Genomic DNA, 12,804 nt, shown 5'->3' on the forward strand with positions numbered 1-12,804 from the left:
GGCTTTTATTCTTTCTTATTCGTTAGGCTGATCATGACTATAATCGAGATTAGAAAAGCGATTATAAGGTTTAGAAAACATTAATTTTACTGTTCCCCTGCTACCTGAACGGTTCTTTTCAATAATAACCTCAACTTCGCCATTATCATCTTCGGCAGAAACTTCCTTATTTTCCTCGCCCTCTTCTTCATCGCGATAGTAATCATCACGGTAAAGAAAAGAGACAATATCGGCATCTTGCTCAATTGAGCCGGATTCACGAATATCAGATAAGACAGGTCTCTTGTCCTGCCTTTGTTCAACTGACCGCGACAATTGCGACAAGGCAATAACAGGTACATGAAGCTCCTTGGCTAATTTCTTCAATTGCCGTGAAATAGCCGAAACTTCCTGCTGGCGTGATTCACTGTGCGGACCTTCAATTAACTGCAGGTAATCAATTACAATTAGGCCTAAATTGCCTTTCTCTTTAGCTAAACGGCGAGACTGTGCCCTAATCTGACTCATCTTAATTCCCGGTGTGTCATCGATATAAATATTGGCCGTTGCCAATGATCCGGATGCAGTGACTAATTTAGGCCACTCGTCTTCATCCAGTTGACCAGTACGTAAGTGTTGCGAATTGATTAAACCTTCAGAAGCCAGCATTCTCTGGACTAGCTGCTCCCCACTCATTTCCAAGGAAAACATTGCCACAGTTTTATCGGTATGCAAGCCGACATACTGGGCAACATTAAGCGCAAAGGAAGTCTTGCCCACTCCGGGACGTGCCGCCACAATTATTAGTTCATCATCATGAAAACCGGTAGTCATCTTATCGAGTTCCACAAACCCGGTCGGCAGACCCGTAACCATATTGCCATCTTCAGGAATGTTGTTAATTTCATCAATAGTAGAGTTAACGATATCCTTGATATTACGAAAACCATTGGCATTATTTTCCGATGAGACATTCATAATCTCACTTTCGGCATTATCTAAAATGTCGGTGACATCATCGGAATCCTGCATTGCATTCGTAATAATTTTTTGACTGGCAGAAATCAGCCGCCGCAATAAAGCTTTACGGTGAACAATTTTAGCATAATAAGTAACGTGAGCAGCCGTCGGCGTAGCCATAGCCAGCTCAGAAACATAAGCTATACCACCAATATCATCAAGCTGATTTTTCTTAGTCAGTTCATCCTGCAGCGTTAACGGATCAATTGCATCCTCACGGTCAGATAAATCAAGCATAGCCTGGAAAACCAACTGATTTGCTCTTTTATAAAAATCTTCTGGCTGAACCTCTGCACTGGCATCAGCTATGGCAGCAGGATCAATAAAAATTGCACCTAGAACGGCTTTTTCCGCTTCATCATCATGCGGTATCTGCTGTGAGACAATATTATCCATTACTTACGCCCACTTTTTTCAGAATTCAACTACAGTTTAATCCTGTTCGGTAACATGAACGCGAATTTTGCCTTCTACGCCCTTAAATAACTTAACTGGTACATTTGTGTATCCTAAGGATTTAATTGGTTCAGGCAGGTTTAATTTGCGCTTATCTATCTTAATACCAAATTGCTTTTCTAAGCCTTCAACAATCTTTTTACCAGAAATTGAGCCAAACAGTCTGGAATCTGAACCTGCTTTAGACTTGAAATTAACTACTGTTTCATCCTTTTCCAGTTCAGACTTAATCTTTTCCGCTTCAGCTTTTTCAGTTTCATATGCCGCCTTTTCGTTAGCAGCCACTCTTGCCAAAGTATGCATATTTGCTTTAGTTGCAGCTTTGGCTAGACCTCTTTTAAATAAAAAGTTTTGGGCATAACCATCAGGAACGTTTTTAACATCACCGCGTTTGCCACGGCCTTTAACATCTTTAGTAAAAATAACTTTCATTGTGCTCTCCTTTTATTCATTTTCTTGTTCATAAGTATCCACTGCATCCATCAATTTAGCAAGTGCCTCCTTAACAGATATCCCTTTAATTTGGGTAGCCGCATTAGACAAATGTCCGCCGCCGCCAAGTTTTTCCATAATAAGCTGAACGTTGATATCACCCATTGAACGAGCAGATATACCAATTGTATCCTTATTCCGTCTGGTAATTGCAAAACTGGCTTCGACATTTTCTAAATCAAGCGCCGTATCTGCAGCTTGGGCAGTAATAATAGGATCAATTTCCTTATCATCTGGCCCACATAAGACTGCCATTTTGGGTCTGATCATCTTCAAGCTGCTGACCAACCGGGTGCGCTGCAAGAAACTAGCAATATCTTCTTTTAGCAACTCGCTGACACCCATTGTACTTGCACCAATTGACCGCAAGTAACTGGCAGCATCAAATGTCCGAGTGCCGGTACGCAGCGAGAATTCTTTGGAATCAACTGTAATTCCCGCTAGCATTGCTGTAGCGTCAAGGTCGGTTAAAACCCGCTTACCTAAACTTGGCTGTTGGTACTCTACCATTTCAGTTACCAATTCACAGGCAGATGAGGCATAAGGTTCAACGTATGTCAGCATTGGATTCTCAGGGAATTCTTCACCACGACGGTGATGATCGATGACAATAATTCTATTTCTTAATTGCTCATATAATTCTTTGGAATAAGTAATAGAATATTTTGAATGGTCAACCATAACCAACATAGACTTGTCAGTCAATGCTTCTAACGCATCCCCAGGTGCGATAAAAATATCATTATCTCCCTTTACTTTTTCCATTTTAGCAACTAAGCGGCTGACATCATAATTGGTCTTATTGACATCTAAGACAAAATTTGCCTTTACATGATGCAAACGGGCAATTTTAACAACGCCAATACCGCTACCGACCGAATCCATGTCAGGGCTGGCATGACCAACTACAAAAACGCGGTCTGCTTCTTTGAACAGCTCACTAATCGCCTGTGAAACCATCCTTGCTCTAACTCTGGTTCTCTTTTCCATCGGATTCGATTTACCACCATAGAAACGAGCTGCTTTACCGGGTTGACTAAGAACAACTTGGTCCCCGCCTCTGCCTAACGCCAAGTCAAGGTTAGACTGCGCCTGGTCAGCTAATTCAGTAATTAAGCTGCTGCCAAAAGCAATTCCAATTGACAAAGTTAACGGTGTATTGTTACGACTTGTTTCTAAACGCATTTTATCCAAAACAGAAAACTTATCTTTTTCCATTTTAGCTAAATCTTGCATATGGAGTAATAATAAAAAGTGATCTTCATCAATGCGTTTAAGGTAAGCGTTAAAGTTTTTAGCATAATCACTCAGAGTATTCTGAACATATGCACTAGTAGCAGTCAATTCCTGGTCATGCATGGTTTCACTCAACTCATCGTAATTATCAATAAAAATCTGTCCAATAGCTAATAGTTCGTTTTTATATCGTTTTTCTATTTTGGCGTAACGCGTAATATCCAGTAAATAAACCACGCCCAGGTTGTCTTGGATAACCATCTCAAATTGATGACCATCCCAATTAACTACATGGTTTTCAGCAGTTTTAGCCTTTAAGGATTCATTAATTAACTTATCCAGTTCAGGATCAACGGACGCAATTGTATGTCCAATCAGGTCTTCATTTTTTAAATAAAGCTGCAGGTACGGATTGGCCCATTGAATTTGATGATCCTTATCGTAAAGTAAAATGCCCAGGGGCATCTTAATCATTGCTTCTTGCTCGCTACGCTTAATCCGATAAGATAAACTAACAGCAAAATTGTTTGCATTACCAGCTAAGATATATGCACCATAACCGACGCATGCCACAGTTAAAATAAAGATCAAGACCATAGCCAAGCCAAATAATGGGTTCATGATCATCGCAACGATGCTGCCCAAAAGCGATAGCGCTAAGATAATAATGACTGAAGCCGTCAGCCTAGAATCTTTAATAAAAGCAGGAATTTCAAGCTTACGTAAAAAATCTTTCATGTAAGGTCCTTCCTAAAATAATGTATAATACATCATTATCATTATACATTGTATTCACTAGATAAGAAACTCCACAAGGTTCAGGTTTGAACTATCATTACTTTTTTGGTTCTTCTTACTCTCTTTAACTGTCAAAATTTAACCAGTCACTTTTATTCTTGCTTAGATAATTTATGCATAATAAAAAACCTCAAAATTATCGTAATTTCAAGGTCTTTATCAATAATTCCGCTCACTGCTTTTCAAGCATTAACAGAGTTTTTGTTTTTTAGTCTTCAGTAACAAATGGCAACAAGCCCATAATGCGAGCTCTTTCAATTGCCTTAGCTACCTTACGTTGATTCTTAGCGCTGGTGCCAGTGACACGACGTGGTAAGATTTTACCTCTCTCAGAGATAAAACGTTTCAACAAATCAACGTCCTTATAGTCAACGTAATCAATATGGTTGGCAGCAATGTAGTCAACCTTACGACGACGATGAGCGCCGCCGCTTCTTCTTTGTTGAGCCATATCCTAGGTCCTTTCTGTTAATTTAGAATGGTAAATCATCATCAGAAATATCAATGGTATCGCCTGAACCTGCAAATGGATCTTGGGTATTATCCGGACCATTATTAGCAGTGTTATTCTGATTTGAAGCTCCCATATTAGGAGTATTATTGGTATTCTGATTACCAAAATTGCCATTGTTATTTGGTGTGTAACCACCATTTTGACCACGGGCTTCACGATCTTTACGTGATTCAAGCAATGCAAAGTTGTCAACGACAACTTCTGTTACATATACTCTTTGCCCGTCTTTATTATCGTAACTTCTGGTTTGAATTCGGCCATCTATACCAACAAGTGAGCCTTTAGACGTAAAATTACAGAAATTTTCTGCAGATTTGCGCCAAATGACACAACTGATAAAATCTGCACCTCTCTCGCCTTGAGCATTTGTATACTGACGATCTACAGCAAGAGTAAACGTAGCAACCGAGATTCCACTCCCAGTAGTACGTAATTCAGGATCACGTGTTAAACGGCCAACAAGTACAACTCGATTAATCATACTTTAGGTCCTCCCTTTCCTAAATCACGAAAACGATAACGTTTTTGTTCTTAATTATCCAACTTTGACGGTCATTGAACGTAGAACGGCAGTATCAATCTTGGACAAACGGTCAAATTCGTTAACTGCATCAGCGTTATCAGCAGTGAAAGTCATAACGTGATATAAACCCTCACGATATTTATTAATTTCATATGCGAAATGACGCTTTTCCCAGTCTTTTGACTCAACCATCGTACCACCGTTATCGGTAATAACCTTATCATAGCTTTCAACTAATGCTTTCTTTGATTCTTCATCAATATCAGGCTTGATAATATAAGTTATTTCATACTTAGTAGTTGTCATACTAGTGCACCTCCTTCTGGACTAAATGGTTCTTGCTAAAAATCAAGAACAAGGAGTAATGAAGTTTATTACTCGCAATCTCTAATTCTAGCACATAAACAAAAAATTACCAAACTATCTTTACGTGATCCAATAAGAAATTTTCATTCCTTACTTAATATATACGTAAAATAATCTGATAATTTTTAAATATTTTTGTTTCTTAATTAGTCTTGCTCTTCTGCATTTTCTGTAGAAGCAGCTACTTCCTGGTCCTCTTCAGCCGGAACAATTGCCAGACTGGCAACTTTATTGTTGTCATTAATCTTGATCAAGCGCACGCCGAGAGTGCTGCGCCCAGTTTGAGAAACATCCTTTGTCTTAAAGCGGATCATGATACCATCATCTGTGATAACCATGATATCCTGACTGCCATCGATCACAGTCACGCCTGAAAGTGGACCATTTTTCTTGGTAATGTTTGCGGTTTTAATCCCTTTACCGCCGCGGCCCTTTGTCGGATATTCAGCAGCTGCTGTTCTCTTACCGTAGCCCTTTTCGGAAATCACTAAGACTTCATCATTATTTTTAACGACACCAGAACCAACAACATAGTCATTTTCACGTAAATTAATTCCCCGAACACCGGCAGCTGTCCGTCCCATTGACCGAACAGTTTGCTCATTAAAGCGCACAGCATAACCTAAGTGGGTACCGATCAGGATATCTTGCTTGCCGTCTGTAGCCAAGACATTATTCAGCTCATCACCATCGCGCAGGGTTAATGCGATTAAGCCACTGTTGCGGATATTGCCAAATTCACTGACATGAGTACGTTTAACGGTCCCCATTTTCGTAATGAAGAATAAGTACTGGTCATCCGCATCTTCAGGAATATTAACGATAGTCTGAATCTTCTCGCCTTTTTCCAGTTGCAGTAAGTTGACTATTGGGAGACCCTTAGCAGTACGACCAAATTCTGGAATTTCATAGGCTTTCTTTGAATAAACCTTGCCCTTGTTGGTAAAGAACAGCAACAGATCATGAGTACTTGAATAAATCAGGTTGGCAATAAAGTCGCCTTCTTTAACGCCCATGCCTTTGATACCTTTACCACCACGATTTTGAGTCTTAAATTCGGTAATAGGCATCCTCTTAATGTAGCCGCTGTGAGTTAATGTCAGTAAAACGTCTTGCTTTTCAATTAAATCTTCATCTTCAATTGAGACAACTTCGCTAGCGCCAATCTTAGTCCGGCGAGCATCGCCAAAACGTTTTTGAATATCCAGCAGCTCATTATAGATTATTTCATTAATGCGCTCTGGTTTTGCCAAAATGTCTTTATAATCAGCAATCTTGGCTTGTAACTCTTTATATTCGGCTTCAACTTTGTCACGCTCAAGACCGGTTAACCGTACCAGCCGCATGTCTAAGATCGCTTGTGATTGCTTATCATCAAGACCAAAACGACTGATTAAAGCAGCCTTAGCAATATCGCTTGATTGACTCTGACGAATGATATGGACAATCTCATCAATGTGGTCAAGGGCGATTTGCAGACCTTCGAGAATGTGCGCTCTAGCTTCGGCTTTGGCTAATTCAAATTTAGTTCTACGGGTAACAACATCTTCTTGGTGTTCCAAGTAATATTGCAGCATCTGCTTGAGACTGAGAAAATGCGGTGCGCCATCAACAATTGCCACCATATTCATACCAAAGTTGGCCTGCATCTGCGTCAATTTAAATAAATTATTTAACACAACACTGGCACTAGCATCACGGCGAATATCAATTGTGACTCTCATCCCTGTTTGATCGGATTCATCACGCACACCAGTAATACCATCAATAGTCTTAGCACGCGCCAAGTCTGCAATTTTCTTAACCAGCTCAGCTTTATTAACCAAGTATGGCAACTCAGTAACGACTATTCTTTCACGACCGCTTTTTTCGGTTTCAATATTAGTATTAGCGCGAACAACAATATTGCCGCGCCCAGTTTCATAGGCCCGATAAATGCCACCGCGACCCATGATAGTACCACCTGTAGGAAAATCTGGGCCCGGAATTGCCTTCATCAATTCTTTAGTAGTGACATCAGGGTTGTTCATCAACATGTGCAGACCCTTAATCACCTCTGACAAGTTATGAGGCGGTATGTTGGTCGTCATACCAACGGCAATACCACTGGTACCATTAACTAATAAGTTAGGTATTCTGGCAGGCAATACTACTGGCTCATTTTCAGAATCATCGTAATTACGCTGCCAATCAACAGTATTTTTATTGATATCACGCAACATTTCAACGGCAATTTTGCTCATCCGTGCCTCAGTATAACGCATTGCGGCTGGTTCATCGCCATCAACTGAACCAAAATTACCGTGGCCGTCAACTAACATATAGCGATAACTGAAATCCTGTGCCATATGGGCCATCGCTAAATAAATTGAGGAATCACCGTGAGGGTGGAACTTACCCATAACTTCACCCACGATTCTGGCTGATTTCTTATATGGTTTATCTGGTGTAACACCTAGTTCACTCATGCCATAAAGAATCCGGCGCTGAACCGGCTTCAAGCCATCGCGTACATCGGGTAAAGCCCGCGCGACGATAACGGACATGGCATAATCCAAGAATGAACTATTCATTACGCTGGTCAAATCAACGTTTCTTATTCTGTGATCCTGACCTTGATTGTCGTTATCCATTTAAACCTCCTATGCATCCAAATTTTCAACGTATTTAGCGTTAGTCTCGATAAAATTACGCCGCGGTCCGACTTCATTACCCATCAGTAATTCAAAGACCTCATCGGCATTTTTAGCGTATTCCGGACTGACACGGTCGAGTCTTCTATTCTCAGGGTTCATAGTCGTATCCCATAATTGTTCAGGATCCATTTCTCCTAGTCCCTTATAACGCTGTACCAGCGGCTTAGGACTTGGCTGCAGACTGCCTAAATAGTCATGCAGTTCTTCGTCAGTATCTAAGTATCTGACCACTTTGCCCTGGCGTACTTGGTATAGAGGCGGACGCGCAATATAAACGTAGCCTTTTTCAATCATCGGACGCATGTAATTGTAAAAGAGGGTTAAAAGCAGTGTCCGAATGTGGGCGCCATCAACATCGGCATCAGTCATAATAATTAATTTATGATAGCGGGCCTTGGAAACATCAAAGTCAGCACCAAAGCCGGTTCCCAAAGCCGTGAAAAGTGAACGAATTTCTTGATTAGCCAAAATGCGGTCCATTGACGCTTTTTCAACGTTCAAAATCTTACCACGAATTGGCAAAATAGCTTGAGTCAGCCTTGAGCGTCCCTGCTTGGCAGAGCCGCCAGCAGAATTACCCTCAACTATAAACAATTCGGAAATACTAGGGTCATTACTGGTGTTGTCAGCTAACTTACCAGGTAAATTAGCGATCTCCAACCCAGATTTTTTACGAGTTACCTCACGTGCACGTTTAGCAGCTGTCCGAGCACGTTCAGCTAACTGAGCCTTTTCGACAATTTTGCGACCAACTTGCGGATTTTCCATTAAGAAACGGTTGAAGGTTTCAGAAAAAGCACGATCTACAGCTGTCCGCGCATCAGAATTTCCTAATTTAGTCTTAGTCTGACCTTCAAATTGCGGGTTAGGGTGCTTTACTGATACGACAGCTGTCATCCCTTCCCGAATATCTTCTCCTGAAAGATTGTCATCACTATCTTTTAACAGCTTAGTCTTATGAGCATAATCATTAACTACCCGTGTTAAGGCTGTCTTAAAGCCAGCTTCGTGCATTCCACCTTCATAAGTATGAATATTATTGGCAAAGGTCATCAGTGTTGTTTTATAGCCTTTTGTATATTGCAAAGACACTTCAACGTTAATATCGTTGTCATTTCCTTCTACATAGATCGGCTCATCAAATAATACTTCTGTATCACGATTTAAGAACGAAACATATTCCTGAATACCACCTTCATAGTGATAAACGTCGGTTTCCGCGCTGTCTTTGCGCTTGTCGGTAAATGTTAATTTCAAGCCCTTATTTAAAAAGGCCAGTTCACGGATACGATTTTTGAGGATCTTGTCATCAAAAGAAGTGGTTTCAGTAAAGATATCTGGATCTGGGAAAAAGTGCACTATGGTACCATGTTCAGATAAAGGCACAGTCCCCGTTACTTTCATTTCATCAACTACGCGACCACGACTAAAGTCGATAAAGTACTTTTTACCATCACGCATTGTTGTGACATCTAGCTTAGTTGATAAAGCATTCACGACAGAAGCACCTACTCCGTGCAAACCGCCTGAAACCTTATAGCCGCCACCACCAAATTTACCACCAGCGTGTAAGACAGTAAAAACAGTTTCAAGAGCTGGTCGACCCGTCTTTTTTTCAATATCGACCGGAATACCACGACCATCGTCTTGAACAGTTACACTGCCATCCTCATTAATTGTAACTTCAATCTTGCTGGCAAAACCGGCTAAGCTTTCGTCGATACCATTATCAATTATTTCCCACACTAAGTGGTGCAAACCCTGAGAGCTGGTAGAGCCAATATACATTCCTGGACGCTTACGAACTGCTTCAAGTCCGCCTAAGACCTGAATCTGACTGGCATTATATTTATCGGCTTCTTTTTCATATTGCTTAATTTGCTTAAGATTTTCTTTGTTACTATCTGCCATGCAATTTCCCCTCTTCTAAATAAATTTGTCCAGATTTAATGCGGTATATTTTCGGCTTCTTAATTATTTCCCAGGAAATACCCTCAAGATCTGTCGTCGTAATAAATGTTTGTGTTTTACCGTGAATGTAATTGAGTAAGGCACTTTGGCGGTTATGGTCAAGCTCACTCATGACATCATCAAGTAATAATAACGGATATTCATCAGTTAACTGGTGCACAAGCTGAATCTCAGCCAGTTTAATACTAAGCGCGATTGTCCTCTGCTGTCCTTGAGAGCCAAATAAATGAGCGTTTTTACCATCAAGTTCAAACTCAATGTCATCCCTGTGAGGACCGCTTAAGGTCGTGCCTTTGAGAATTTCAAGCCTTTGATTTTTTTGAAAATTGTCTAACACTTTATGATAAACTTCTTCGACGCTATCTTTTGCAGTTATTTCTTTTACCGATGGCCGATAAGTTACTTCCAGCTTTTCAGCGCTGGTACTGATGTGAGCGTAAGCATCTTGAGCATATTGATCTAAATAATTTAAAAATTGAAAGCGGCGGACTATTACTTCTGCCGCAACACCGGCTAGTTGATCCGACAAAACTTCCAAAAACATGGTGTCATGCGCTTCACCCTTGGCCAATTGTTTCAAATAATTATTCTTTTGCTGCAATACCTGCTTATACTTGCCTGCAAAATAAAGGTATTCGGCACTAATTTGACCAAACTCCTGATCCATGAATCGCCGCCTTAAGTTGGGTGCCCCTTTAATCAGGTCTAAATCTTCCGGCGAAAATAAAATAGCGTTTAATTGTCCCACATATTTGGATAATTTCGCTTGTTCAACCCGATTAACCCAAACTTTCTTGCCTTTAGTGGTAATTAAAACCCGCAAAGATAGATCAATTTGACTTTTATAAATGTGACCAGAAACATTGGCATAGTCCTTACCAAAAGCGATTAGTTCTTTATCATTACTGGTTCTATGAGAACGAGTTAGGGCCAAAAAATAAATCGCTTCAAGTAAATTAGTTTTGCCTTGCGCGTTCTGACCTATAAAAATATTGACATTGGGATCAAAGTCAACTTCAAATTGCTGCAAATTGCGGTAATTTTGTGCAATAAAGTGCTTGAGATACATCCACAGCTACCGCAATTCATAAGTTTCGTGAGCAATTTCTAGCGTATCGCCAGGGCGTAATTTTTTACCACGCCGATTTTCTTTGATCCCATTCAGTAAAACTGGGTTTTCTTGCAGATACCATTTTGCCTGACCACCTGAAGAAACAATACTTTCTTCTTTTAAAAACTGACCCAGAGTAATATATTCGCTTGTTACTTTAAATTCTTTGATCATAACCACCTTCACACCATTAACTACCTATAATAAGTATATTCGTTTCACAAGCAAAAAACAACTAAAAGCCCATATAAAGCCATATAAACGGATTTTTTTAAAATAAACATTTCATAGTGAATGACACTAAAAATAAACCAGCATGCTTTTTTGTTCGATTATAAAAATTTGGTCAGAAAAAAAGCCATCAGTTGATGACTTTTTCTTTTTATTAAGAATGATAGCTTAAAAAGTTCTCACCGGTGTAATTAACTGAACAAAATTAATGTCGGCTTTATCTGGATTTACAGTAAACGGCCGCAATGGTTGCGTGAAATCCATAATAACGGAATCAGTCACCGAAGCTTTTAACGCATCACGCAAATAATCAGGATTGAAGGAAATCTTTAAATTCTCACCTTCAAGTTTCTTAAAACTAACATCTTCTTCAACATTCCCAATTTCTGCTGATTCACCAGATAATTTGGCACTTTGTTTTTTAGTATCCAGTGTCAAATCAACTACGTTATTGCGTCCTGCATGTGTCAGTAAACTTGCCCGATCAAGCGCACTTGAAAGCTCCATTAAGTCAAATTCTACAGTTGTTGTGCTGTCAGTCGATATCAAGCGTTCAGTATCAGGATAGCTGCCTTCAAGTAGACGTGAATAAAACAGAATGTTGCCAATTTCAAAAAGTACCTGATTTTCACCCGGACAAACTTTAATCTCCGGATCAGTTTCTCCGATAATACGTGCAAGTTCCAGTAAACTCTTTCCCGGAATGATTAAGTCTGTTTTTGTTTGTGGTCCATTTTCTAAAGTCAACGCACGACTGGACAGTCTATGTGAATCTGTGGCTACCGCATGAATTTTATCAGGACTAAAGGTGAAGTGGACACCAGTCAGAACTAAGCGACTTTCTTGAGTTGCAACCGCAAATTGGGTTTCATTGATAATTTCCCGAAAAGTTTTTCCCGAAATAACAAAAGAGGACTCGTCTGGAATTTCCGGTAATCTTGGGTAGTTATTAGCATCTAAGCCGTTAATAGTGAACTCACTGTTTTCAGAAATAATTTGCGTTTGGAAACTTTCTTTAACTTCCAAAGAAAATTCCTTTCCCGGTAACCGTCTGATAATCTCGCTAAAAAATCTTGCCGGTAAAACGACTGATCCGGTTGAATCGACGGTCAGGTCTTCACTAACTGGTATTTTAATTTCAATTGAAATATCAGTATCACTTCCAGTGAGAAGTAATTCCGTTTCCGTTAAATTAAGCTTGATACCGCTAAGAATCGGTATAGTTGCTCTGGATGAAATGGCATGCATTACATTGTTTAAATTATCTAAAAAAAGATTCCTGTTAACTGTAAATTTCATTTGGTGCCTCCTGTTATTTTGTCTATTTCCTTTATATTAATTATATATTTAATTAGTAGTATTAGTAGGTCCTGTGATTTCTGTTGAAAAGATACAATAGCCTTAAAATAAC

Annotated in this window: 11 protein-coding genes; all 11 read right to left on the reverse strand. The window is 39.8% G+C overall.

The genetic code is table 11. The features are described from left to right. Positions 1–15: 15 nt before the first annotated feature. Entirely contained in the window at positions 16–1,395 is a 1,380-nt protein-coding gene (dnaB, locus tag ACFQ32_RS02935) for a replicative DNA helicase (RefSeq protein ID WP_046323983.1), read from the reverse strand. 36 nt (positions 1,396–1,431) lie between these two features. Next, complete coding sequence (rplI, locus tag ACFQ32_RS02940) at positions 1,432–1,887, reverse strand: 50S ribosomal protein L9 (RefSeq protein WP_046323982.1); 456 nt, start codon at positions 1,885–1,887, stop codon at positions 1,432–1,434. A gap of 12 nt (positions 1,888–1,899) precedes the next feature. After that, entirely contained in the window at positions 1,900–3,921 is a 2,022-nt protein-coding gene (locus ACFQ32_RS02945) for a DHH family phosphoesterase (RefSeq protein ID WP_046323981.1), read from the reverse strand. Between the two features lie 268 nt (positions 3,922–4,189). Continuing rightward, the gene (gene rpsR, locus ACFQ32_RS02950) at positions 4,190–4,432 is read right to left on the reverse strand and encodes a 30S ribosomal protein S18 (RefSeq protein ID WP_034978630.1); all 243 of its coding nucleotides are present in this window, start codon (positions 4,430–4,432) and stop codon (positions 4,190–4,192) included. Positions 4,433–4,454: 22 nt separating this feature from the next. Continuing rightward, positions 4,455–4,976 carry a single-stranded DNA-binding protein gene (gene ssb, locus ACFQ32_RS02955; RefSeq protein WP_046323980.1) on the reverse strand — a complete coding sequence of 174 codons (522 nt, stop codon included), beginning with the start codon at positions 4,974–4,976 and terminating at the stop codon, positions 4,455–4,457. A 54-nt stretch (positions 4,977–5,030) separates the two neighbouring features. Beyond that, positions 5,031–5,324: a 30S ribosomal protein S6 gene (gene rpsF, locus ACFQ32_RS02960; RefSeq protein ID WP_046323979.1), complete on the reverse strand. Its 294-nt coding sequence runs from the start codon at positions 5,322–5,324 to the stop codon at positions 5,031–5,033. 206 nt (positions 5,325–5,530) lie between these two features. Then, positions 5,531–8,017: a DNA gyrase subunit A gene (gene gyrA / locus ACFQ32_RS02965; RefSeq protein WP_046323978.1), complete on the reverse strand. Its 2,487-nt coding sequence runs from the start codon at positions 8,015–8,017 to the stop codon at positions 5,531–5,533. Positions 8,018–8,026: 9 nt separating this feature from the next. Next, positions 8,027–9,991 carry a DNA topoisomerase (ATP-hydrolyzing) subunit B gene (gene gyrB, locus ACFQ32_RS02970; RefSeq protein ID WP_046323977.1) on the reverse strand — a complete coding sequence of 655 codons (1,965 nt, stop codon included), beginning with the start codon at positions 9,989–9,991 and terminating at the stop codon, positions 8,027–8,029. Beyond that, a complete protein-coding gene (gene recF, locus ACFQ32_RS02975) occupies positions 9,981–11,120 on the reverse strand; it encodes a DNA replication/repair protein RecF (protein ID WP_046323976.1) in 1,140 nt (379 codons plus the stop codon). The genes gyrB and recF overlap by 11 nt, the downstream gene beginning before the upstream one ends. A 6-nt stretch (positions 11,121–11,126) precedes the next feature. Beyond that, positions 11,127–11,336 (reverse strand): S4 domain-containing protein YaaA, encoded by a 210-nt coding sequence (yaaA, locus tag ACFQ32_RS02980; RefSeq protein WP_046323975.1) that lies wholly within the window; start codon positions 11,334–11,336, stop codon positions 11,127–11,129. 225 nt (positions 11,337–11,561) lie between these two features. Next, positions 11,562–12,692, reverse strand: a complete 1,131-nt coding sequence (dnaN, locus tag ACFQ32_RS02985) for a DNA polymerase III subunit beta (RefSeq protein ID WP_046323974.1) — start codon at positions 12,690–12,692, stop codon at positions 11,562–11,564. Between the last annotated feature and the right edge of the window lie 112 nt (positions 12,693–12,804).

It is taken from the genome of Lactobacillus melliventris (assembly GCF_042679465.1).
Classification (GTDB): domain Bacteria; phylum Bacillota; class Bacilli; order Lactobacillales; family Lactobacillaceae; genus Lactobacillus; species Lactobacillus melliventris.

Coding starts and splice junctions, on each gene's coding strand:
- dnaB (WP_046323983.1), bottom strand. CDS start 1,395: ATGGATAATATTGTCTCACAGCAGATACCGCATGATGATGAAGCGGAA.
- rplI (WP_046323982.1), bottom strand. CDS start 1,887: ATGAAAGTTATTTTTACTAAAGATGTTAAAGGCCGTGGCAAACGCGGT.
- ACFQ32_RS02945 (WP_046323981.1), bottom strand. CDS start 3,921: ATGAAAGATTTTTTACGTAAGCTTGAAATTCCTGCTTTTATTAAAGAT.
- rpsR (WP_034978630.1), bottom strand. CDS start 4,432: ATGGCTCAACAAAGAAGAAGCGGCGGCGCTCATCGTCGTCGTAAGGTT.
- ssb (WP_046323980.1), bottom strand. CDS start 4,976: ATGATTAATCGAGTTGTACTTGTTGGCCGTTTAACACGTGATCCTGAA.
- rpsF (WP_046323979.1), bottom strand. CDS start 5,324: ATGACAACTACTAAGTATGAAATAACTTATATTATCAAGCCTGATATT.
- gyrA (WP_046323978.1), bottom strand. CDS start 8,017: ATGGATAACGACAATCAAGGTCAGGATCACAGAATAAGAAACGTTGAT.
- gyrB (WP_046323977.1), bottom strand. CDS start 9,991: ATGGCAGATAGTAACAAAGAAAATCTTAAGCAAATTAAGCAATATGAA.
- recF (WP_046323976.1), bottom strand. CDS start 11,120: ATGTATCTCAAGCACTTTATTGCACAAAATTACCGCAATTTGCAGCAA.
- yaaA (WP_046323975.1), bottom strand. CDS start 11,336: ATGATCAAAGAATTTAAAGTAACAAGCGAATATATTACTCTGGGTCAG.
- dnaN (WP_046323974.1), bottom strand. CDS start 12,692: ATGAAATTTACAGTTAACAGGAATCTTTTTTTAGATAATTTAAACAAT.